The organism is Paraburkholderia lacunae, from assembly GCF_003353175.1.
GTDB classification, from domain to species: domain Bacteria; phylum Pseudomonadota; class Gammaproteobacteria; order Burkholderiales; family Burkholderiaceae; genus Paraburkholderia; species Paraburkholderia lacunae.
The window spans coordinates 1-21,073 of sequence record NZ_QHKS01000001.1 but is presented as its reverse complement, the minus strand read 5'-3'; the positions used below and the strand labels follow the sequence as shown (position 1 = coordinate 21,073).

Here is a 21,073-nt window from a genome sequence, read left to right as displayed (position 1 = left end):
TTTCATGACAACGTCCTTCGGCCCTTCCTACGTGCGCGCGATTGCGCCCTATATCGCCGGCAAACCGATTTCGGAAGTGGCCCGCGAGTTCGGCCTCGACGAAGCGACTATCGTGAAGCTGGCGTCGAACGAAAATCCGCTCGGCATGCCGGAGTCGGCGCAGCGCGCCATGGCGCAAGCCGCAAGTGAACTGGGCCGCTATCCGGACGCCAATGCGTTCGAGCTGAAGGCCGCGTTGAGCGAGCGCTACGGCGTGCCGTCCGAGTGGGTCACGCTCGGCAACGGCAGCAACGACATCCTCGAAATCGCGGCGCACGCGTTTGTCGAGAAGGACCAGTCGATCGTCTATTCGCAGTATTCGTTCGCCGTGTACGCGTTGGCCACGCAAGGCGTCGGCGCGCGCGCGATCGTTGTGCCGGCGCTCAGGTACGGTCACGATCTCGACGCAATGCTCGCTGCGATCACCGGCGACACGCGCCTCATTTTCGTCGCGAACCCGAACAACCCGACCGGCACGTTCATTGAAGGCGCGAAGCTCGAAGCGTTTCTGGACAAAGTGCCGCGTAACGTGGTCGTCGTGCTGGACGAGGCGTACACCGAATATCTGCCGGAAGAAAAGCGCTACGACTCGATCGCGTGGGTGCGCCGTTATCCGAATCTGCTGGTGTCGCGCACGTTCTCGAAGGCGTTTGGTCTGGCTGGCTTGCGCGTCGGTTTCGCGATCGCGCAACCCGAGTTGACCGATCTGCTGAACCGTCTGCGTCAGCCGTTCAACGTCAACACGCTGGCGCAAGCCGCGGCGATCGCGGCGCTGAACGACAAGGCGTTTCTGGAAAAGAGCGCGGCGTTGAACGCGCAGGGCTATCGCTGTCTGACCGAGGCGTTCGACAAGCTCGGTCTCGAGTATGTGCCGTCGGACGGCAACTTCGTGCTGGTGCGCGTCGGCAACGACGACGCAGCCGGCAACCGCGTGAACCTCGAATTGTTGAAGCAGGGCGTGATTGTGCGTCCGGTCGGCAATTACGGTTTGCCGCAATGGCTGCGCATCACGATCGGTCTGCCGGAAGAAAATGAAACGTTCCTCGTGGCGCTTGAAAAAACGCTCGCCACCGCGTAAGCGGTAGTTCTTGACCCGCGCGCCTCGCTACCTGAAAGGCGCGCTTTTTCTGTGACCGACGTGGCCGCGTTCTCTTTTAACAAACTGGTGATTTTCGGTGTCGGCCTGATCGGCGGATCGCTTGCGCGCGCGTTGCGCGAGCGGGGTGAAGCCGAAGGCGCGCGCACAGTAGTCGGTGTCGGACGTTCGTCCGCGTCGACGGCGCGCGCTTTGGAGCTAGGCGTGATCGACGGAACCGCTGCGCTGAACGACGCCGCCGCGTTGCGCGAAGCATTGTCCGGCGCGGACTTCGTGCTGCTTGCCGCACCCGTCGCGCAGACTCAGCCTCTGCTCGAACGCATCGCGCCGTTTCTCGACGCTGACACGATCGTCACCGATGCCGGCAGCACCAAATCCGACGTGGTCGCCGCCGCCCGAGCGGCGCTCGGGGCGCGCATCGGCCAGTTCGTGCCGGGGCATCCGATCGCCGGACGCGAGTCGAGCGGTGTGGATGCCGCCTTGCCCGATCTGTATGTGAACCGCAACGTCGTGCTGTGCGCGCTGCCGGAGAATTCGGCCGAAGCCGTCGCGCGTGTCGCCGCCATGTGGCGCGCCACCGGCGCCGCCGTTCACGAGATGACGTCGCAGCAGCATGACCGCGTGTTCGCGTCGGTCAGCCATCTGCCGCACGTGCTGTCGTTCGCGCTGGTCGAGCAGATTCTCAATTCGCCCGACGCCGCGCTGAAATTCGCCTTTGCTGCGGGCGGTTTCCGCGACTTCACGCGCATTGCCGCGTCGAGCCCGGAAATGTGGCGCGACGTATGCGTCGCGAATCGCGTCGCTTTGCTCGACGAGCTCGATGCCTACACAGCGGTGCTCGCGCGCTTGCGGACGGCGATCGAGGCTGCCGACGGCGCCGCCCTCGAAGCCGTGTTCGCCCGCTCGCGGGTCGCGCGTACCGAATGGCAGGACCAGCGAGGCGCAGCGGTTGCGCCCAGCGACGCATCGAAATAACTGGAAACTGGACTCAATCATGGAATTCCTCGATCTCGGACCGTTTTCCCGTGCGTCCGGCACGGTTCGTCTGCCAGGCTCGAAGAGCATTTCGAACCGGGTGCTGCTGCTTGCCGCGCTCGCCGAAGGCGAAACGACCATCACCAACCTGCTCGATTCGGACGACACGCGCGTCATGCTCGACGCGCTCGAAAAGCTCGGTGTACGTCTGAAGCGCGATGGCGACACCTGCGTCGTCACCGGCACGCGCGGCGCGTTCACCGCTCGCACTGCCGATCTGTTCCTCGGCAATGCGGGCACGGCGGTGCGTCCGCTCACGGCGGCACTCGCGGTCAATGGCGGCGACTATCGCATTCACGGCGTGCCGCGCATGCACGAGCGGCCGATCGGCGATCTGGTCGACGGTTTGCGGCAGATCGGCGCGAGGATCGATTACGAAGCGAATGAAGGTTATCCGCCGCTGCGGATTCGCCCGGGGCAGATTTCCGCCGACGCGCCGATCCGCGTGCGCGGCGACGTGTCGAGCCAGTTCCTCACTTCGCTGCTGATGACACTGCCGCTGTTGCGCACCGAAAGCGGTGTCACGACCGTGCAGGTCGACGGCGAACTGATCTCGAAGCCGTACATCGAGATCACGATCAAGCTGATGGAGCGCTTCGGCATCAAGGTCGAACGCCACGGCTGGCACCAGTTCGTCGTGCCGGCGGGACAGCGCTATCAGTCGCCGGGCACGATCATGGTGGAAGGCGATGCGTCGTCGGCGTCGTACTTTCTCGCCGCGGGCGCGCTCGGCGGCGGGCCGCTACGGGTGGAGGGCGTCGGCCGGGCCAGCATTCAGGGCGATGTCGGCTTTGCCGATGCGCTGATCAGGATGGGCGCGAACCTGCAGATGGGCGACGACTGGATCGAGGTGCGCGGCGTCGGCCACGACCACGGCAAGCTCGAGCCGATCGACATGGACTTCAACCTGATTCCCGACGCGGCGATGACGATCGCCGTAGCCGCGCTGTTCGCCGACGGCACCACCACGCTGCGTAACATCGCTAGCTGGCGAGTGAAGGAAACCGACCGGATCGCGGCGATGGCGACCGAGCTGCGCAAGGTCGGCGCCAAAGTGGAGGAGGGCGAGGATTACCTCGTCGTCACGCCGCCGGAAAAACTGATCCCGAACGCCTCGATCGACACCTACGACGATCACCGCATGGCGATGTGCTTCTCGCTGGTGAGCCTCGGCGGCGTGCCGATCCGGATCAACGATCCGAAGTGCGTCGGCAAGACGTTCCCTGACTATTTCGAGCGCTTCACCGCGCTCGCCCAACCCTGATTCGACCCCAAATCGACTGACGTGCGACTTTTTCGATGAAACCGACCCGTCCCTTTCACCAGACGCCCGTCATCACGATCGACGGCCCGAGCGCCTCCGGCAAGGGCACGGTGGCCGCGCTGGTTGCCGCGAGCCTCGGTTTTCACTTGCTGGACAGTGGTGCGCTGTACCGGCTCGCCGCGCTCGCGAGCATGCGCTACAACATCGCGCCGGACGATGCCGACGCGCTTGCAATGCTGATCGACGACCTGCACATCACCTTTCGCGAGGGCCTGGCGCAGCTCGACGGCGTCGATGTATCCGCCGAGATTCGCGCGGAGGAAGTCGGCAGCCGGGCCTCGGCGATTGCCGTGCACGCTCCCGTGCGCGCCGCGCTGGTGGCGCGTCAGCGGGCTTTTCGCAAGGAGCCGGGGCTGGTTGCCGACGGCCGCGACATGGGCACCGTGATCTTCCAGGACGCCGTGCTGAAGGTGTTCTTGACCGCCAGCGTGGAGGCGCGCGCCGCGCGCCGGTATAAGCAATTGATCCAAAAAGGATTTTCTGCTAATATAGATGACTTGCTCCGGGATTTGCGTGAGCGCGACGAGCGTGACAGTCAGCGCGCAGCCGCGCCGCTCAAGCCCGCAGCGGATGCAAAGCTGCTTGATACCTCGGCATTGTCGGTCGACCAGGCGGTCGAACAGGTGGTGCAGTGGTATGAAGCCTTAGTCCCGCATGCTTGATGAATGTACGAGTTGCGCATCGACATCGGGCGCAGTAGAAGTTGTGTTGTCAGTAGGTGCTCCGCGATGGTCGTGGAGCGTGTATTAACCCTTTAACCCCGCGTGGCATTCGCACTCTTGCCGAAATTGCTGGCCGTCCGGCCAGCCGGGCACCGCGAGAACCATGCAAATTTTGATTTTTATGTCCGACCTGCAAACCTCTACCCCGAATACCGAATCTTTTGCGGCTCTGTTCGAAGAGTCGCTGACCAAGCAAGACATGCGCGCCGGCGAAGTGATCTCCGCCGAAGTCGTGCGCGTTGACCACAACTTCGTGGTCGTCAACGCTGGTCTCAAGTCCGAAGCCTACATCCCGCTCGAAGAGTTCCTGAACGACGCGGGCGAGGTAGAAGTGCAGGCGGGCGACTTCGTTTCCGTCGCGATCGACGCGCTGGAAAACGGCTATGGCGACACGATCCTGTCGCGCGACAAGGCGAAGCGTCTGGCTTCGTGGCTGTCGCTGGAAAAGGCTCTCGACAACAACGAACTCGTGACCGGCACGATCACGGGCAAGGTCAAGGGCGGCATGACCGTCATGGTCAACGGCATCCGCGCGTTCCTGCCGGGTTCGCTGGTTGATACGCGCCCGGTCAAGGACACGACCCCGTACGAAGGCAAGACCCTCGAATTCCGCGTCATCAAGCTCGACCGCAAGCGTAACAACGTCGTGCTGTCGCGCCGTGCCGTGATCGAAGCGACTCAGGGCGAAGAGCGCGCAAAGCTGCTCGAAACGCTGAAGGAAGGCGCGATCGTGGAAGGCGTGGTCAAGAACATCACCGACTACGGCGCGTTCGTGGACCTCGGCGGTATCGACGGCCTGCTGCACATCACGGATATCGCATGGCGTCGTGTGCGTCATCCGAGCGAAGTGCTGTCGGTTGGTCAGGAAGTCACCGCGAAGATCCTCAAGTTCGATCAAGAGAAGAACCGCGTTTCGCTGGGTATCAAGCAACTGGGCGACGATCCGTGGGAAGGCATCTCGCGCCGTTACCCGTCGGGCACGCGCCTGTTCGGTAAGGTCACCAACATCACCGACTACGGCGCATTCGTCGAAGTGGAATCGGGCATCGAAGGACTCGTCCACGTGTCGGAGATGGACTGGACGAACAAGAACGTTGCACCGTCGAAGGTTGTTCAGCTGGGCGACGAAGTCGAAGTCATGGTTCTCGAAATCGACGAAGACCGCCGCCGTATCAGCCTCGGCATGAAGCAATGCAAGCCGAACCCGTGGGACGACTTCAGCCGCAACTTCAAGAAGGGCGACAAGCTGCAAGGCGCAATCAAGTCGATCACCGACTTCGGCGTCTTCATCGGTCTGCCGGGCGGCATCGACGGTCTGGTTCACCTGTCGGACCTGTCGTGGAGCGAAACGGGCGAAGAAGCTGTTCGCAAGTACAAGAAGGGCGACGAAGTGGAAGCGATCGTTCTCGGCATCGACGTCGAGAAGGAACGTATTTCGCTGGGTATCAAGCAGCTCGAAGGCGACCCGTTCAGCAACTTCGTTGCAATGAACGACAAGGGTTCGATCGTCGACGGCGTGGTCAAGTCGGTGGACGCCAAGGGTGCAGTGGTTCAGCTGTCGGCTGAAGTCGAAGGCTACCTGCGCGCTTCGGAAATCGCACAAGACCGCGTGGAAGATGCTCGCAATGTGCTGAAGGAAGGCGACAAGGTCAACGCGATGATCATCAACATCGATCGCAAGTCGCGCGGCATCAACCTGTCGATCAAGGCCAAGGACTCGGCCGAACAGCAGGAAGCCATCCGCGGCCTCGCGTCGGACAACAGCGCGGCTGCAACCGGCACGACGAACCTCGGCGCACTGCTGAAGGCCAAGCTCGACGGCCAGAGCCAGTAAATTGAGAAGCGCCCCCAAACAACCTGTCGCTTCGCGTCAGGCCCCCCAAGGGGGGCAATCCCCCAAGGGGACTTCCTGCGGGGCGGAAAACTTGGGGGCGGTCCGGCGTTTTCTTGAGAGGTCTGCTGCAGTATGACCAAATCGGAATTGGTCGCCCAGTTGGCTACGCGATTCCCGCAGCTTGTGTTGAAAGATGCGGATTTCGCGGTGAAGACGATGCTTGATGCGATGTCGGAGGCGCTTGCCAACGGTCATCGCATCGAAATTCGCGGCTTCGGCAGCTTCGGCCTCAACCGTCGTCCTTCCCGTGTCGGGCGTAATCCGAAGTCGGGCGAGAAGGTGCTGGTACCCGAGAAGTATGTACCGCACTTCAAGCCAGGCAAGGAATTGCGCGAGCGGGTCGATCGGCGTTCGGGCGAACCACTGAAGGCCGAAGAGCCGGATGACGACGACCTGTAAATGCTCCGCTGTGCGGTTTGCAGCGCGGCATCGGTTGCGTCAGCGGCCAAAGCCAGACGGCAAAACACCAGAAAAAGCGCCTTCGGGCGCTTTTTTTTTCGTCTGCGTTTTCGTCTGCGTTTTCGTCTGCGTTTTCGTCAGTACGCTGGGTGTGGCGTCGCTGGCGCGCACGGTGCGTCCCGAAATCGAGCAGGCCTGGTCAATGCATTCGATCGCAGCAGGATATAGCTCGTGTAAGTCCGCAATCAGCCAGTTCCTGCCCAGCCGCGAGGGCTTCAATTACAATACGGGTCACTTCGGCGCGGGCAACACCGTGGCGCGACGCGTCATCAAGCCGGCGTCACCCCGCAACTGCCGTCAAGAGACCTATTCATGAAATTTATCGTCTGGCTGATCCGTGTACTGGTGTTCGTGCTGCTGCTGGTGCTCGCGCTCTCCAATACGCAACCCGCTACGCTGAATTTCCTGGCTGGCTACGCATGGCAGGCTCCGCTGATACTGATCGGGCTCGCCTTTTTCGTGGTCGGGCTGTTGGCCGGACTGCTGTCGTCGATGCCGGCCATGGTGCGTTTGCGCATGGAGAACGGCCGGCTCAAGCGCGAGTTGCGGGTGGCGCGCGAAACGCCGGTGGTGGTCGAACAACCGCCGATGCCGCCGCTGATCTAAGTTTTCTTCCGCCGCGCGTACGGCAAGCGCGCGGCTTTCGGTTTTCGCCTTCCCGTTCTTTTGCATTAATCGCATGGATCTAGACTTCTGGTGGCTGCTTGTCATACCCGTCGCTTTCGCGTTCGGCTGGATGGCCGCGCGCTACGACCTCAAGACGCTGCTGTCCGAAAGCGCCAACCTGCCGCGTTCGTATTTTCGCGGTCTGAATTTCCTGCTCAATGAGCAGCCTGATCAAGCGATCGATGCGTTCATCGAAGTGGTCAAGCTCGACCCGGAGACGGTCGAGTTGCACTTCGCGCTGGGAAATCTGTTCCGGCGCCGCGGTGAAACGGATCGCGCGATCCGCGTGCACCAGAATCTGCTGAGCCGTGCGGATCTGCCTGTCACTGAGCGCGATCATGCGCTCTACGAACTGGGGCAAGACTTCCTGAAAGCGGGCCTGCTCGATCGCGCGGAGGAAACCTTCCGCTCGCTCGAAACTGGCGACTACGCGTTGGGTGCGCAACGCGCGTTGCTGACCATCTACGAAATCGAGAAAGACTGGGTCAAGTCGATCGACACCGCGCGCCATCTGGAAACGATGGGCGCCGAATCGCTCGACAAGGAAATCGCGCAGTTCCATTGCGAACTGGCGCAGGAGGCGCTGCAACAGAAAAACCCGGACGAGGCACGCCGCCAGCTTGGCCTTGCGTTGAAGGCCAATCCGACCAACGTGCGCGCAACGATCCTGTTCGGCGACGTCGATGCGGCAGGCGGCGCGCAAGAAGCTGCCGTCGGCCAATGGCGGCGCGTCGAGGAGCAGAATCCGGCGTATCTGCCGCTCATCGCCGAAAAACTGATGAAGGCCTACGAAGCGCTCGGCCGTCCGCAAGAGGGCGCCGATCTGCTGACCACGTGGGTGGATCGCTACCCGTCGAACGATCTGCTCGACGTTGCGTATCAGCACGTCGCGGCGTTGCGCGGGCCCGATGCGGCCCATGCGCTGGCGCGCTCGCAGATGCAGAAGTCGCCTAATCTGGCGGGCATGACGCGTCTGCTGGAAGCGCAGCAAGCCGTCGCGGAAGAGCCGCGGCGCAGCGAACTGGAGTTGATGCGTACGCTGATCCGCCAGCGCACCAAAAATCTGCCACGGTATACGTGCCAGAATTGCGGCTTTCGGGCGCGGCTTTTCTACTGGCAGTGCCCGGGCTGCAGCGGTTGGGAAACCTACGCGCCGCGTCGCGTCGAACCGATCACCGCGTCGAATTGACGCCGCGGTGGCCGTGCGTCGGCCTGCGCGATTGCTGCGCTACGCGCATGGCAACAGCGCAGGCGTGGGCGGACCTCGTAACGTGTTCATGACCGGCTTCACCACCGGGAATCATCACCGGAACCTTCAACCGGAAAGCGTATGAAAATCACCATTATCGGCACAGGCTATGTCGGCCTCGTCACTGGCGCGTGTCTCGCTGAAATCGGCCACGACGTCTTCTGTCTCGACGTCGACCCGCGCAAGATCGAAATCCTCAACAACGGCGGCGTGCCAATCCACGAGCCGGGTTTGCAGGAGATCATTGCCCGCACGCGCGCGGCTCGCCGCATCACGTTTTCAACGGACATCGAAGCGAGTGTCGCGCACGGCGACGTACAGTTCATCGCCGTCGGCACGCCGCCCGACGAGGACGGCTCGGCCGATCTGCAATACGTGCTCGAGGCGGCGCGCAACATCGGCCGCACGATGAACGGCTTCAAGGTGATCGTCGACAAATCGACGGTGCCGGTCGGCACCGCGCAGCGCGTGCACGCGGTGGTCGAGGAGGAACTGGTCAAACGTGGGCTCGCCAACAGTGAGCAGCACCGCTTCTCGGTAGTCTCCAATCCTGAGTTTCTGAAAGAGGGCGCGGCGGTCGACGACTTCATGCGCCCCGATCGCATCGTGATCGGCAGCGACGAAGACGAAGCCGGCCTGCGCGCGCGCGAGCTGATGAAGCGTCTGTACGCGCCGTTCAATCGCAATCACGATCGCACGTTGTATATGGACGTTCGCTCGGCTGAATTCACGAAATACGCCGCCAATGCGATGCTCGCCACGCGCATCTCGTTCATGAACGAGATGTCGAATCTGGCGGATCGCGTCGGCGCGGACATCGAAGCGGTGCGTCGCGGCATCGGCTCGGACCCGCGCATCGGCTATCACTTCCTGTATGCCGGTGCTGGCTATGGTGGTTCGTGCTTCCCCAAGGACGTGCAGGCGCTGATCCGCACCGCGAGCGAAATCGGTCACAATCTGCGCATTCTCGAAGCGGTCGAGGAAGTGAACTACAAACAGAAGGACGTGCTGGTCCGCAAGATCACGGCGAAGCTCGGTGAGGATCTGAGCGGCCGCACGTTCGCGGTGTGGGGCCTCGCGTTCAAGCCGAATACCGACGACATGCGCGAAGCGCCGAGCCGTCGCGTGATCGCTGAATTGCTCAAGCGTGGCGCCCAGGTTCGCGCGTACGATCCGGTCGCGGTGACCGAAGCACGCCGCGTTTTCGCCATCGATTTGCACGATGCGCCGGACCAGCTCGCGCGCCTGAATTTCACGAGTACCCAGGACGAAACGCTTACCGGCGCCGACGCGCTCGTGATCGTTACCGAATGGAAGGAATTCAAGAGCCCGGATTTCGTGCATCTGAAATCGGTGCTGAAGACGCCACTGATTTTCGATGGCCGCAATCTCTACGAACCGGACGCGATGACCGAGCTCGGCATCGACTATCACTCGATTGGACGCCCTTATGCCCAACCCTCCGAACTTCCGGCCGATGTCCCCAGCAATGCCTGAGGGCGCTCTGTCCACGCCGGCGCCGGCGCTCACTGTCGTGTCGCGCGAGCAGCTCGGCGCGGCGCGCGTGCTGGTAGTTGGCGACGTGATGCTCGATCGCTACTGGTTCGGCGACGTGAACCGCATCTCGCCTGAGGCGCCGGTGCCGGTCGTGCATGTGCAGCGGCAGGAAGACCGGCTCGGCGGTGCGGCGAACGTGGCGCGCAACGCGGTGGCGCTCGGTGCGCAAGCGGGTTTGCTGTGCGTGGTTGGCCACGACGAACCCGGCGAGCGCATCGTGCAGCTGCTCGGCGATAGCGGCGTGACGTCGCATCTCGAACGCGATCCCGCGTTGCTCACGACGATCAAGCTGCGCGTGCTGTCGCGTCAGCAGCAGTTGCTGCGCGTCGATTTCGAAAACACGCCGGCGCACGAAGTGCTGCTCGCGGGCCTCGCCCGTTTCGACGACTTGCTGCCGTCGCACGACGTGATCCTGATGTCCGATTACGCGAAGGGTGGTCTCACGCACGTCACGCAGATGATTGCGAAGGCGCATGCGGCGGGCAAGCCGGTGCTGGTCGATCCGAAGGGCGACGACTGGGAGCGCTATCGCGGCGCGACGCTGATCACGCCGAATCGCGCCGAGTTGCGCGAAGTGGTCGGCCAGTGGAAATCCGAAGAAGATCTGATCGCGCGCGTGACTCGATTGCGCGCCGATCTCGATTTCAAGGCGCTGCTGTTGACGCGCTCGGAAGAGGGTATGACGCTCTTCTCCGACGACGGCATCCTGCACGCTTCGGCCGTGGCACGCGAAGTGTATGATGTATCGGGCGCGGGCGACACCGTGATCGCCACCCTTGCCGCCATGCTCGGCGCGGGCCTCACGCTGGTCGAGGCGGTCGGACTCGCGAATCGCGCAGCCGGCATCGTGGTCGGCAAACTCGGCACCGCCACCGTCGACTACGACGAACTCTTTCATTGATGCGGCTCGCTCAGGCTCCTGCTTTGCGCCGGATCGCGGCGCGCGGGCAGAGACCGCGGAGCGTCAACTGAACTTCATTAGCGCAGGACCATCATGACCCTCATCGTCACCGGCGCGGCCGGCTTTATCGGCAGCAATCTCGTGAAGGCGCTCAACGAGCGCGGCGAGCAACGCATCATCGCTGTCGACAATCTCACGCGCGCGGACAAGTTCAAGAACCTCGTCGACTGCGAAATCGACGACTACCTCGACAAGACCGAATTTGTCGAACGCTTCAAGCGCGGCGACTTCGGCAAAGTGCGCGCGATCTTCCACGAAGGCGCCTGCTCGGACACGATGGAAACCGACGGCCGCTACATGATGGACAACAACTTCCGCTATAGCCGCGACGTGCTCGATGTCTGCCAGCAGCAGAACATCCAGTTCCTGTATGCGTCCTCTGCGGCCACTTACGGTGGCTCGAGCCGTTTCGTCGAAGAGCGCGAAGTCGAGCAGCCGCTGAACGTGTACGGCTATTCGAAGTTCCTGTTCGACCAGGTGATCCGTCGCGTGCTGCCCACCGCAAAGAGCCAGATCGCGGGCTTCCGTTACTTCAACGTGTACGGTCCGCGTGAAACGCATAAGGCGCGCATGGCGTCGGTGGCGTTTCACAACTTCAACCAGTTCCGCGCCGAAGGCAAGGTCAAGCTGTTCGGCGAATACAACGGTTATGCAGCGGGCGAACAGACGCGCGATTTCGTCTCTGTAGAAGACGTGGTGAAGGTCAATCTGTTCTTCTTCGACAATCCGGACAAGTCGGGCATCTTCAACCTGGGCAGCGGCCGCGCGCAGCCGTTCAACGACATCGCGAGCACGGTGGTCAACACGCTGCGCTCGCTGAACCACGAAGCGCCGTTGTCGCTCGCCGATCAGGTGCAGCGCGGGCTGATCGAATACATTCCGTTCCCCGATGCATTGCGCGGCAAGTACCAATGCTTCACGCAAGCAGACCTGACGAAGCTGCACGCGGCGGGCTATGACGCGCCGTTTTTGAGCGTGCAGGAAGGCGTCGATCGTTACGTACGTTGGCTATTCGGCCAGGTGTAAATCTTTCGGATCCCTCTTTAAACTGGAATCTCCCGGTTGGTGATGGTCGCCAACCGGTTGTACGAGGAGATTCCATATGTTTCGAAAAATTCTGGTTACCGCGGCCATGCTCGCCGCTTTCGGCCACGCGTATGCGGCGGTCGACGTCAACACGGCAAACGAGGATGCGCTGCGCGGCATCAAGGGCATCGGTGCCGCCAAAGCGAAAGCCATTCTCGACGAGCGTGCTGCGCATGGTCCATTCAAGGACCCGGCCGATCTCGGCGCGCGCGTCAAAGGCTTGGGCGGGCATACCGTCGAGCGCCTGCAGGCGGAGGGTCTCGCTGTCGGTCCGGCTGGCGCGGCTACTGGCGCGCAGACTGCGGCGGCTGGCCAAACCAAAGGCGCGCCCGCTGCGGGCAATACGCAAAAGAGCAGCGCCACTGTGGCGGTGAAGAAATAGCCTCGCGCGGGCCTTGTGCGCGGGGCTGCTCCCGTGCGCGCAAGGCCTGCTGATGTAGTTCCCCTTCATGGTCGGAGTTGGCAGGAACACTCCTTCAGCTGTCATGCAGATGACTGGCTCCCGCGGTTCTCGGCCGCGGGTTTTTTGCGTGTATTTTTGCGCCGGTTTTCCGCGGTGAATGGGCTCCATGTATCGGCGGTACGTCGACGCTGCATCCATGCGGGCAGAAGGGCCGCGCGGCGGGCTCACGCACGGTGGTTTAGAATCGATGGATTGAACACTCCGCGCATCGACAGCTCCAGAACCGATATGGCTTATAAAACGATTGAAGACACGATCGGCAATACGCCGCTCGTGCAACTCGTCCGGCTCCCCGATGACGATATCCGCAACCGCAACAACGTGATCCTCGCGAAGCTCGAGGGCAACAACCCCGCGGGTTCGGTGAAGGACCGCCCGGCACTGTCGATGATCAAGAAAGCGGAAGCACGCGGCCGCATCAAGCCGGGCGACACGCTGATCGAGGCGACGAGCGGCAACACCGGCATCGCTTTGGCGATGGCAGCGGCGATCCGCGGCTACAAGATGGTGCTGATCATGCCGGAGGATCTTTCGGTGGAGCGCCGTCAGAGCATGGCGGCCTACGGCGCGCAGATCGTATTGACGCCGGTCACGGGCGGCATGGAATACGCCCGCGACCTCGCCGAGCAGATGCAGCGCGAGGGCAAGGGCGTCATCCTCGACCAGTTCGCAAACCCGGACAATCCGGCCTCGCACGTCGAAGGAACCGGCCCGGAAATCTGGCGAGACACCGAAGGGCGCATCACGCACTTCGTGTCGTCGATGGGCACGACCGGCACGATCATGGGCGTCTCCGCCTATCTGAAGGAAAAGAATCAGGCGATCGAGATCATCGGCGCGCAGCCGGAAGAGGGCTCGCGCATTCCTGGCATCCGCAAGTGGCCGGAAGCGTATCTGCCGAAGATTTTCGATCGCAGCCGCGTGGACCGCGTCGAGAACGTGGGCCAGGCCGCCGCTGAAGCGATGGCGCGGCGCCTCGCGTCCGTCGAAGGGATTTTTGCAGGCATTTCGTCGGGCGGTGCATGCGAAGTGGCGCTGCGGGTCGCGCGCCAGGTCGAGAACGCGACGATCGTGTTTATCGTCTGCGACCGCGGCGACCGTTATCTGTCGACAGGTGTGTTTCCGGCTTGATCATGCCCGCTTGCGCTTGATCGCGCGAACCAACAAAAAAGCGCCGGTTTCAGCCGGCGCTTTTTTGTATCTGGTTGCAGCGGGGGACCCAGGGCCCCGCAGCGCAGTCTACTGCGAAGCCGCATTTGGCGGCGCCGCATGGTTGCCGTTCGCCGCATCGCTCGCGGCCATCTGCGCTTTGACCCGCTCGCCTAACTGATAAACCGCGAGTGCATAAAAGAAGCTGCGGTTATAGCGCGTCAGTACATAAAAGTTCTTCAAGCCCAGCATGTATTCGGTGCCCCGCCCCGGCGAGGGCAAATCGACCACCGTCACCGGCGTACCCGCTTCAGACGCGATATCGAGCCCCGGCTCGTCCATCGCCAGCCCGGCGCGCAGCAGTTGCTGCAACGGCCAGTGCGGTTCCGGCTGACCGTCCGCGGCAGCTTGCGCAACGCCCAGGCTGCCCGCGTCGGAACCGATCTTCCATACCACGGGCCGGCCGTTTTCCCAGCCGTTCTGGCGCAGATAGTTCGCCACGCTGCCGATCGCATCCGCCTCGCTCGTACGCAGATCGATCTGCTTGTTGCCGTCGTAGCTCACCGCGTATTGCACGATGCTGCTGGGCAGGAATTGCGGGATGCCGATTGCGCCGGTGTACGAACCGAGCACCGTGGTCGGATCGATTTGCGAATCGCGCGTCCACACCAGGTAGTCTTCGAGATTCTTGCGGAAGGTCGCCTGACGATCCGCGCGATTGGCGGTGTTCGGATAGTCGAAAGTGAGCGTGGTCAGCGCATCGAGCACGCGGAAGTTGCCCATGAAGCGGCCGTAGATCGTCTCCACGCCGATGATGCCGACGATCACTTCCGGCGGTACGCCGAACTCTTCGTAAGCGCGTTGCAGCGTCGCCTGGTTGGCGCGCCAGAAGCGCACGCCGGCGTTGATGCGAACCTGGTCGAGAAAGCGCGACTGATACACGCGCCAGTTCTTGACCGACGGCGAGGGCGACGGCGTGACCAGCTTGACCGCGGTCGCCGAATAGCTCACACGTGCAAACAGCGCGTGCAGCGCGGCCTGGTCGAAGTCGTAGCGCGCGGACATGTCGTTGATGAACGCGTCGACGTTGGGATTATCCGCATAGCGCTGCGGGATGATCTCTTCTTCGAAGGTTTGCCCTTGCGGCACCGCCGGTTGCGGCTGGCTTTGCGCGACCAGCAGCGGCGGTTTTTGCGCGGTGCTTTGCGCCATTGCCGGACTGGCTGCTGTGAACGCGCACCACGCGACGGACAGTGCGGCGGCGACGTTCGTTGTGCGTAGCCGGGTTCGTGCAGACAGAGCAAGCTTGACGGTCATAGTGAGCTGGGGCGCGGTGCAAAAGAGACGGGGGAAAACGGATCGGGGGCAGTATACCCGACGCCTTCTGCAAAACTGAGCCTGGCACGTCATAACCGCATCGTGTGGTAACTTGACGATAGTTGGCGCGCCGCGGGTGCGCGCCCTTGGACGGAGACACGCCGCGCGCCCTGAAGGCGCCGCGGTGCAGAAGAGAACCATGGCAACAGGCTTTTATTCCCACGCCGACTGTCTGCTGCACGATATGGGGCAATGGCATCCCGAATGCCCGGCGCGCCTGCAGGCAATCGAAGACCAGCTGATCGCAAGCCGCATCGACTCGCTGATCGAACGCGAGTCGCCGCCGCTTGCCGACGAAGCCGCACTATTGCGCGTGCATACCCAGGCGCACATCGATTACGTCCGTAGCCGCTCGCCCGCCGAGGGCCTCGCCGAAATCGACCCCGACACGTCGATGAACCCGCACACCTGGCAGGCCGCACTGCGCGCGGCGGGCGCCGCGGTGGCCGCGACCGACGCCGTCGTCGAAGGCCATTACGACAACGCGTTTTGCAGCGTGCGCCCGCCCGGCCATCATGCCGAGCCGGCGCGTGCGATGGGTTTCTGCTTCTTCAACAACGTCGCGATTGCCGCGCGCCATGCGCTCGAGGTGCACGGTATGGAGCGCGTCGCGATCGTCGACTTCGACGTCCATCACGGCAACGGCACCGAAGCCGCCTTTTCGGGCGATTCGCGCGTGCTGATGTGCAGCATCTTCCAGCATCCGTTCTATCCGTTCACCGGCGCCGACAACCAGGCGCCCAACATGTGCAACGTGCCGATGCCGGCGCGCTCGAACGGCATGGCGGTGCGCGAGGTGGTCGATATGCTGTGGCTGCCGCGTCTGCACGAATTCAAGCCGGAGATGATCTTCATTTCGGCCGGCTTTGACGCGCACCGCGAGGACGATCTCGGCAATATGGGCCTCGTCGAAGACGACTACGCGTGGATCACCGACCAGGTTCGCGAGATCGCAAGGCGTTATGCGCAAGGACGTATCGTCAGTTGCCTGGAAGGCGGCTATAACCTGTCGGCGCTCGGACGCAGCGTGGTCGCGCATGTGCGCGCGCTGGCCGGGATCTGAACGCCGCAGCGAACCAACCCCGAACTTCAAAGGAGCGAGCCATGAATGCCGATATGCGCAGCGCTTCACTGGTGGAGATCGAATACGGCGCGTACGGCTTGCCGGGCGTCGTGCTGGTGACGATGAACCGGCCGGACGCGTTCAACGCGCTTTCCGAGGGCCTGCTCGACGAACTGCAGACCGCGTTGACCGAGCTCGGGCAGTCCGGCGCGCGGGTGGTCGTGATCGCCGGCGCGGGCCGCGCCTTTTGCGCGGGGCACGATCTGAAGGAAATGCGCGCGGCGCCGGCGCTTCCTTACTATCAGGCATTGTTCGCGCGCTGCACGAAGCTGATGCTGACGATCCAGCGCTTGCCGCAGCCGGTGATCGCGCGCGTGCACGGCATCGCGACGGCGGCCGGCTGTCAGCTCGTGGCGATGTGCGATCTCGCGGTCGCTGCCGATACCGCGCGCTTTGCGGTCTCCGGCGTCAACCTGGGGCTCTTCTGCGCGACGCCTTCGGTGCCGCTGTCGCGCAACCTGTCGCGCAAGGCAGCGCTCGAAATGCTGCTGACCGGCGACTTCATCGATGCAGCCGAGGCGAAGCATCAGGGTCTTGTGAACCGTGTGGTGCCGGCGGACGCGCTCGATGCCGAGGTCGCGAGACTCGCCACCAGCATTTGCGCGAAGCCGGTCGAAGCCGTCAGCGCCGGCAAGGGCCTCTTCTACCGTCAGCTGGAGATGGGCATTGAAGCGGCGTACCAGCTCGCCGGTCAGACGATGGCCTGCAACATGATGGACGACTCCGCGCTCGAAGGCGTGCAGGCTTTCATCGACAAACGCGCGCCCGACTGGAAGCGCTAGCGGCGCCTCGCCGTCATGCGAGGCTGTCGCCGCAGCGCTCAGGTCCTGGGCAGGCGCGCCTCGATCCACCCAATCAATTCCCCGATCACCCGGTCGCGGTCCAGATCGTTCATCGTTTCGTGGTAGCTGTCCTCGTGCAGCGTGAGCGTCTTGTCCGGTGAACCTGCGTGCTTGCCGAAATCGCGGCTGCCATCGGGTTCGGTGAGCTTGTCCGCGGTGCCGTGATACACCAGCAGCGGCACGCGCAAGCCCGCGCGGCCTCGTTCTATGCGTGTCATCGCCAGCAGGATTTCCGCTCCGGTGCGCGCGGGTATTGAGCCGTGGTGCACCAGTGGATCGCGGCGATTGGCGTTCACCACTGACTCGAGGCGCGACAGCAAAGCCGCGTCGATTTTCATCGCCGGGAAGGTCGGCCACAGGCGGCTGATCACCTGGCTCAGCGTGAGCATCCAGCGCGGTACGTCGCGGCCTGGCGCGAGCGCGGGGCTCGACAGGATCAGGCCGCTCAGTCGCCGGCCGGTCGGATCGAGGCGCTCGATCGCGTAGAGCGCTGCCACTGCGCCGCCCATGCTGTGCCCCATCAGGAAGAGCGGGGCGCAACTCTGCGCCGCGGCGTCGAGCAAGGCCTGCGCATCCAGCAGATAGTCGTCGAAACGCTTCACGTAGGCTCGTTTGCCGGGCGCTTGCCCGTGCCCGCGCAAATCGATCGCGACCAGTTCGATGCCGGCCGCGTTCAGGCGCGCTGCCAGCGCGGCGTAGCGCCCTGCGTGTTCCGCCAGCCCATGCAACAGAGCGACCGTGGCGCGCAGCGGCGCGGCGGCCGGCCAGCGATAGAGCGGCAGTTCGAAGCCGTCGCTGGTCGTGACCGTCGAGCTCGACGGGGCGCCAGTGCGGATCTCCGCCGCGGGACGCGCATTGCTGGGTTGGGTTGTCTCCATAGCCGCCATGTGTCCTGATTTTGATCCGCCCGATCATAGTCGCAGCCGTCGTGCGCAGCGAGAATCGCTTGCCGGGCGTGCCTCTAATTCTCTCTGGTTATGAAAAGATCGTAATTGATTATTAAAGGGTATGTCGGTGCTGCGGTAGAATTGCCGCCTCAAATCCCAATAAAAGCAACGGCGGCCGCTTGTCGGGAGCGCAAAACGCTCGCTGGCAACCTCCGCCGTTTCGTTTTTCCATGATCGAAATACGCAATATCTCTCAGCGCTTCGAGGGGCCCCGGGGCTGGGTCGAGGCGCTGCACAACGTCAATCTGTCGATTCCGGCGGGCGAAGTGTTCGGCATCATCGGCCGCAGCGGCGCGGGCAAGAGTACGCTCGTGCGCACCATCAACCTGCTGACGCGCCCGACCGAAGGCAACATCGTCGTCAACGGCCGCGATCTGACGACGCTGCCCACCGCGCAATTGCGCGAGGCGCGTCGCGAGATCGGCATGATCTTTCAGCACTTCAACCTGTTGTCGTCGCGTACGGTGTACGAGAACGTGGCGTTGCCGCTCGAACTGGCCGGCATGAAGCGCGACGAGATCGAGGCGAACGTGCTGCCGCTGCTCGAACTGGTCGGGCTGTCGGCGCAGAAGGATCGCTATCCGGCGCAGATCAGCGGCGGGCAGAAACAGCGCGTGGGCATCGCGCGTGCGCTGGCGAGCAAGCCGAAAGTGCTGCTCTCCGACGAAGCCACCTCCGCGCTCGATCCCGAAACCACCCGCGCGATTCTCGAACTGCTCAAGCGCATCAACCGCGAGCTGAACCTCACGGTCGTGCTGATCACGCACCAGATGGACGTGATCAAGCAGGTCTGCGACCGCGTCGCGGTGCTGGACGCGGGCCGCGTGGTCGAAGAGGGCAAGGTCATCGACGTGTTCCTGCAACCGCATCACGAAGTCACGCGCGCGCTGATCGGCGACGTGATCGCCCAGGAGCTGCCGCCCGCGATGAAGGCGCGTGTGGCCGAACGCCTGAAGACCGGCAGCCGCCATTTGCTGCGCCTCGCCTTCACCGGCTCGGGCGTCGATCAGCCGATCCTGTCGGAAACGATTCGCCGCTATGAGCTCGACTTCAACATCCTGCATGGCCAGATCGACGAGATCCAGGGGCAGGCGTTCGGCTCGCTCGCGGTGCTCGCGGGCGGCGAACCGGCGAAGGTCGCCCAGGCGCTGACGTATCTGCGTGAACAGGGTGTGGTGGTAGAGGAGCTCTCGTATGTTGAGTGAAATGTTCGACATGTTCGTCCAGTCGTTCTGGGAAACGCTCGTGATGGTGGGCATTTCCGGGCTGGTCGGCGCTTTGGTGGGTTTGCCGCTCGGCGTGCTGCTGTATCTGACGGATCGCCAGGGTGTGTTGCGGAACGTCGCGGTGAACCGCGTGATGGGCGTGATCGTCAATGCCGTGCGCTCGACGCCGTTCATCATCCTGCTGGTCGCGGTGATTCCGTTCACGCGGCTGGTGGTGGGTTCGTCGATCGGCACGGCCGCGGCCGTGGTGCCGCTGACGATCGCCGCTGCGCCGTTCATCGCGCGGCTGGTCGAAACCGCTTTGCGCGAAGTCGATCGCGGTCTGATCGAAGCCGCGCAGGCGATGGGCGCGACCACCAGCCAGATTGTCTTCAAGGTGCTGTTGCCGGAATCGCTGCCGGGCGTCGTAGCCGGTTTGACGATCACGTTCGTTTCGCTGGTCGGCTATTCGGCGATGGCCGGCGCGATCGGCGGCGGCGGGCTCGGCGACCTGGGCATCCGTTACGGGTATCAGCGTTTCCTGCCGGAAGTGATGTTGACGGTCGTGGTGATTCTGATCGTCTTCGTGCAACTGGTGCAGTCGTTCGGGGATTGGCTCGTGCGCCGTTTGAGCCATAAGTAAACAAGGGTCATCGGAACCCGCTCAACAGAATCGATAGATTCGGAAAGGTCCAACATGCAACGTCGTTTCATTCTCAAGCTGGCCGCCGCGCTCGGCGCCGTGTCGCTGTTCGCTGCCGCTACGGCTGCTCAAGCCGACGACTCGATCAAGGTCGGCGTAACCGGCGGCCCGCACGCGCAGATCATGGAAGTCGTGAAGACGGTCGCGGCGAAGAGCGGCCTGAACATCAAGATCGTCGAGTTCTCCGACTACGTGCAGCCGAACGCGGCGCTCGCCGGCGGCGACCTCGACGCGAACAGCTACCAGCACGATCCGTACTTGCAGGCGCAGGTGAAGGACCGCGGTTACAAGCTGATCCGCGTGGCCGACACGGTTACGTACCCGATGGGCATCTATTCGAAGAAGGTGAAGGCGCTCGCCGAGTTGCAACCGGGCGCGAAGATCGCGGTGCCGAACGATCCGACCAATGGCGGCCGCGCGCTGTTGCTGCTGCAAAAGCAGGGTCTGCTGAAACTGAAGGCGGATGCAGGCCTGAAGGCGACGCCGCTCGACATCGTCGACAACCCGAAGAAGCTGAAGATCGTCGAACTCGACGCTGCGCAAATCCCGCGCTCGCTGAACGACGTGGACGCCGCCGCGATCAACACCAACTTCGCAATGGAAGCGGGCCTGAAGCCGAAACAGGACGCCATCGCGATCGAGGACCCGAAGGGGCCGTACGTGAACATCATCGCGATCCGCGAAGCCGACCGCAACAAGCCGTGGGTCGCCAAGCTGGTCGCGGCGTATCATTCGCCGGAAGTGAAGCAGTTTGTCGAAAGCAAATTCGGCGGGTCGGTGATCGCCGCCTGGTGATCTGACGGCCATTCGACGAAGCAAGACATGGCGGCAAAGCTAAATTAGAGTCGTAAGTCTTAACCCGGGGTTGCCGCCCGGGTTTTTTCGAGATTAAAATAGAACGACCGTTCGATATTGCCGTCACGCCGCAGAGGAGCGATATCCTCCTGCTGAAGCGCCCGCGACACGGCTACCGTAAGGGCAGTCGCTATAATGTTCGCTGGGTTGACGTATTCGTAACTTTGGAGCGTGTGCATGAAAATCCTGGTGCCAGTCAAGAGAGTGGTCGACTACAACGTGAAAGTCCGGGTGAAGTCGGACGGCACGGGCGTCGACATCGCGAACGTGAAGATGTCGATGAATCCGTTCGACGAAATCGCAGTGGAAGAAGCAGTTCGT

Annotated in this window: 21 protein-coding genes and 1 pseudogene; 20 read left to right on the top strand and 2 right to left on the bottom strand. The window is 63.1% G+C overall.

All coding sequences use genetic code 11. The features are described from left to right. Window positions 1–4: 4 nt before the first annotated feature. The 14 genes from hisC to cysM all read left to right on the top strand — a co-directional run bounded on the left by hisC (window position 5) and on the right by cysM (window position 13,682). Window positions 5–1,117: a histidinol-phosphate transaminase gene (hisC, locus tag DLM46_RS00115; protein ID WP_115098711.1), complete on the top strand. Its 1,113-nt coding sequence runs from the start codon at window positions 5–7 to the stop codon at window positions 1,115–1,117. Window positions 1,118–1,168: 51 nt separating this feature from the next. Beyond that, window positions 1,169–2,110 (top strand): prephenate dehydrogenase, encoded by a 942-nt coding sequence (locus DLM46_RS00110; protein ID WP_115098710.1) that lies wholly within the window; start codon window positions 1,169–1,171, stop codon window positions 2,108–2,110. A 19-nt stretch (window positions 2,111–2,129) separates the two neighbouring features. Beyond that, window positions 2,130–3,434, top strand: coding sequence for a 3-phosphoshikimate 1-carboxyvinyltransferase (gene aroA / locus DLM46_RS00105; RefSeq protein ID WP_115098709.1), 1,305 nt, complete (start codon window positions 2,130–2,132; stop codon window positions 3,432–3,434). 35 nt (window positions 3,435–3,469) lie between these two features. After that, window positions 3,470–4,156, top strand: coding sequence for a (d)CMP kinase (cmk, locus tag DLM46_RS00100; RefSeq protein ID WP_115098708.1), 687 nt, complete (start codon window positions 3,470–3,472; stop codon window positions 4,154–4,156). A 163-nt stretch (window positions 4,157–4,319) separates the two neighbouring features. After that, window positions 4,320–6,050 carry a 30S ribosomal protein S1 gene (gene rpsA / locus DLM46_RS00095; RefSeq protein WP_115098707.1) on the top strand — a complete coding sequence of 577 codons (1,731 nt, stop codon included), beginning with the start codon at window positions 4,320–4,322 and terminating at the stop codon, window positions 6,048–6,050. 132 nt (window positions 6,051–6,182) lie between these two features. Continuing rightward, window positions 6,183–6,509, top strand: coding sequence for an integration host factor subunit beta (locus tag DLM46_RS00090; protein WP_074300394.1), 327 nt, complete (start codon window positions 6,183–6,185; stop codon window positions 6,507–6,509). Then, window positions 6,493–6,885: a hypothetical protein gene (locus tag DLM46_RS00085; protein ID WP_133300275.1), complete on the top strand. Its 393-nt coding sequence runs from the start codon at window positions 6,493–6,495 to the stop codon at window positions 6,883–6,885. The genes DLM46_RS00090 and DLM46_RS00085 overlap by 17 nt, the downstream gene beginning before the upstream one ends. Next, complete coding sequence (locus DLM46_RS00080; RefSeq protein ID WP_115098705.1) at window positions 6,882–7,175, top strand: LapA family protein; 294 nt, start codon at window positions 6,882–6,884, stop codon at window positions 7,173–7,175. The genes DLM46_RS00085 and DLM46_RS00080 overlap by 4 nt, the downstream gene beginning before the upstream one ends. A 73-nt stretch (window positions 7,176–7,248) precedes the next feature. Beyond that, window positions 7,249–8,424: a lipopolysaccharide assembly protein LapB gene (gene lapB / locus DLM46_RS00075; RefSeq protein WP_115098704.1), complete on the top strand. Its 1,176-nt coding sequence runs from the start codon at window positions 7,249–7,251 to the stop codon at window positions 8,422–8,424. A gap of 141 nt (window positions 8,425–8,565) precedes the next feature. Next, window positions 8,566–9,981, top strand: coding sequence for a UDP-glucose dehydrogenase family protein (locus DLM46_RS00070; protein ID WP_115098703.1), 1,416 nt, complete (start codon window positions 8,566–8,568; stop codon window positions 9,979–9,981). Beyond that, window positions 9,935–10,942 carry a D-glycero-beta-D-manno-heptose-7-phosphate kinase gene (gene rfaE1 / locus DLM46_RS00065; RefSeq protein WP_115098702.1) on the top strand — a complete coding sequence of 336 codons (1,008 nt, stop codon included), beginning with the start codon at window positions 9,935–9,937 and terminating at the stop codon, window positions 10,940–10,942. Before DLM46_RS00070 ends, rfaE1 begins: the two co-directional genes overlap by 47 nt. A gap of 93 nt (window positions 10,943–11,035) precedes the next feature. Then, window positions 11,036–12,028, top strand: a complete 993-nt coding sequence (gene rfaD / locus DLM46_RS00060) for an ADP-glyceromanno-heptose 6-epimerase (protein ID WP_115098701.1) — start codon at window positions 11,036–11,038, stop codon at window positions 12,026–12,028. 76 nt (window positions 12,029–12,104) lie between these two features. Next, window positions 12,105–12,470 (top strand): ComEA family DNA-binding protein, encoded by a 366-nt coding sequence (locus DLM46_RS00055; RefSeq protein WP_115098700.1) that lies wholly within the window; start codon window positions 12,105–12,107, stop codon window positions 12,468–12,470. 309 nt (window positions 12,471–12,779) lie between these two features. After that, window positions 12,780–13,682 carry a cysteine synthase CysM gene (gene cysM, locus DLM46_RS00050; RefSeq protein ID WP_115098699.1) on the top strand — a complete coding sequence of 301 codons (903 nt, stop codon included), beginning with the start codon at window positions 12,780–12,782 and terminating at the stop codon, window positions 13,680–13,682. Between the two features lie 108 nt (window positions 13,683–13,790). Here cysM and mltB read toward each other — a convergent pair whose 3' ends face one another. Then, complete coding sequence (gene mltB, locus DLM46_RS00045) at window positions 13,791–15,017, bottom strand: lytic murein transglycosylase B (protein WP_115098698.1); 1,227 nt, start codon at window positions 15,015–15,017, stop codon at window positions 13,791–13,793. Between the two features lie 199 nt (window positions 15,018–15,216). On the opposite strand from mltB, the gene DLM46_RS00040 reads away from it, so the two are divergent. Both DLM46_RS00040 and DLM46_RS00035 read left to right on the top strand, forming a co-directional pair. Next, window positions 15,217–16,140 carry a histone deacetylase family protein gene (locus DLM46_RS00040; protein WP_115098697.1) on the top strand — a complete coding sequence of 308 codons (924 nt, stop codon included), beginning with the start codon at window positions 15,217–15,219 and terminating at the stop codon, window positions 16,138–16,140. 41 nt (window positions 16,141–16,181) lie between these two features. Further along, entirely contained in the window at window positions 16,182–16,982 is an 801-nt protein-coding gene (locus DLM46_RS00035; RefSeq protein ID WP_115098696.1) for an enoyl-CoA hydratase, read from the top strand. Between the two features lie 38 nt (window positions 16,983–17,020). Here the strand turns inward: DLM46_RS00035 and DLM46_RS00030 are convergent, their stop codons facing one another. Beyond that, window positions 17,021–17,920 carry an alpha/beta hydrolase gene (locus DLM46_RS00030; protein ID WP_115098695.1) on the bottom strand — a complete coding sequence of 300 codons (900 nt, stop codon included), beginning with the start codon at window positions 17,918–17,920 and terminating at the stop codon, window positions 17,021–17,023. A 239-nt stretch (window positions 17,921–18,159) separates the two neighbouring features. Here DLM46_RS00030 and DLM46_RS00025 point away from each other — a divergent pair, with 239 nt between their 5' ends. The 4 genes and pseudogenes from DLM46_RS00025 to DLM46_RS00005 all read left to right on the top strand — a co-directional run. Next, window positions 18,160–19,194 carry a methionine ABC transporter ATP-binding protein gene (locus DLM46_RS00025; protein ID WP_115098694.1) on the top strand — a complete coding sequence of 345 codons (1,035 nt, stop codon included), beginning with the start codon at window positions 18,160–18,162 and terminating at the stop codon, window positions 19,192–19,194. Then, window positions 19,184–19,837: a methionine ABC transporter permease gene (locus DLM46_RS00020; protein ID WP_115098693.1), complete on the top strand. Its 654-nt coding sequence runs from the start codon at window positions 19,184–19,186 to the stop codon at window positions 19,835–19,837. The genes DLM46_RS00025 and DLM46_RS00020 overlap by 11 nt, the downstream gene beginning before the upstream one ends. Window positions 19,838–19,891: 54 nt before the next feature. Further along, window positions 19,892–20,692, top strand: coding sequence for a MetQ/NlpA family ABC transporter substrate-binding protein (locus tag DLM46_RS00015; RefSeq protein ID WP_115098692.1), 801 nt, complete (start codon window positions 19,892–19,894; stop codon window positions 20,690–20,692). A gap of 237 nt (window positions 20,693–20,929) precedes the next feature. Continuing rightward, window positions 20,930–21,073: pseudogene (locus DLM46_RS00005) on the top strand (electron transfer flavoprotein subunit beta/FixA family protein); the annotation flags it as partial.

Excerpts from the sequence above, each read along its gene's own strand:
- DLM46_RS00085 (WP_133300275.1), top strand. The coding sequence starts at position 6,493 with ATGACGACGACCTGTAAATGCTCCGCTGTGCGGTTTGCAGCGCGGCAT.
- DLM46_RS00055 (WP_115098700.1), top strand. The coding sequence starts at position 12,105 with ATGTTTCGAAAAATTCTGGTTACCGCGGCCATGCTCGCCGCTTTCGGC.
- DLM46_RS00035 (WP_115098696.1), top strand. The coding sequence starts at position 16,182 with ATGAATGCCGATATGCGCAGCGCTTCACTGGTGGAGATCGAATACGGC.
- rfaD (WP_115098701.1), top strand. The coding sequence starts at position 11,036 with ATGACCCTCATCGTCACCGGCGCGGCCGGCTTTATCGGCAGCAATCTC.
- rfaE1 (WP_115098702.1), top strand. The coding sequence starts at position 9,935 with ATGCCCAACCCTCCGAACTTCCGGCCGATGTCCCCAGCAATGCCTGAG.
- mltB (WP_115098698.1), bottom strand. The coding sequence starts at position 15,017 with ATGACCGTCAAGCTTGCTCTGTCTGCACGAACCCGGCTACGCACAACG.
- lapB (WP_115098704.1), top strand. The coding sequence starts at position 7,249 with ATGGATCTAGACTTCTGGTGGCTGCTTGTCATACCCGTCGCTTTCGCG.
- DLM46_RS00015 (WP_115098692.1), top strand. The coding sequence starts at position 19,892 with ATGCAACGTCGTTTCATTCTCAAGCTGGCCGCCGCGCTCGGCGCCGTG.
- DLM46_RS00020 (WP_115098693.1), top strand. The coding sequence starts at position 19,184 with ATGTTGAGTGAAATGTTCGACATGTTCGTCCAGTCGTTCTGGGAAACG.
- DLM46_RS00030 (WP_115098695.1), bottom strand. The coding sequence starts at position 17,920 with ATGGAGACAACCCAACCCAGCAATGCGCGTCCCGCGGCGGAGATCCGC.
- DLM46_RS00080 (WP_115098705.1), top strand. The coding sequence starts at position 6,882 with ATGAAATTTATCGTCTGGCTGATCCGTGTACTGGTGTTCGTGCTGCTG.
- cmk (WP_115098708.1), top strand. The coding sequence starts at position 3,470 with ATGAAACCGACCCGTCCCTTTCACCAGACGCCCGTCATCACGATCGAC.
- cysM (WP_115098699.1), top strand. The coding sequence starts at position 12,780 with ATGGCTTATAAAACGATTGAAGACACGATCGGCAATACGCCGCTCGTG.
- DLM46_RS00070 (WP_115098703.1), top strand. The coding sequence starts at position 8,566 with ATGAAAATCACCATTATCGGCACAGGCTATGTCGGCCTCGTCACTGGC.
- hisC (WP_115098711.1), top strand. The coding sequence starts at position 5 with ATGACAACGTCCTTCGGCCCTTCCTACGTGCGCGCGATTGCGCCCTAT.
- DLM46_RS00025 (WP_115098694.1), top strand. The coding sequence starts at position 18,160 with ATGATCGAAATACGCAATATCTCTCAGCGCTTCGAGGGGCCCCGGGGC.
- DLM46_RS00040 (WP_115098697.1), top strand. The coding sequence starts at position 15,217 with ATGGCAACAGGCTTTTATTCCCACGCCGACTGTCTGCTGCACGATATG.
- aroA (WP_115098709.1), top strand. The coding sequence starts at position 2,130 with ATGGAATTCCTCGATCTCGGACCGTTTTCCCGTGCGTCCGGCACGGTT.
- DLM46_RS00090 (WP_074300394.1), top strand. The coding sequence starts at position 6,183 with ATGACCAAATCGGAATTGGTCGCCCAGTTGGCTACGCGATTCCCGCAG.
- rpsA (WP_115098707.1), top strand. The coding sequence starts at position 4,320 with ATGCAAATTTTGATTTTTATGTCCGACCTGCAAACCTCTACCCCGAAT.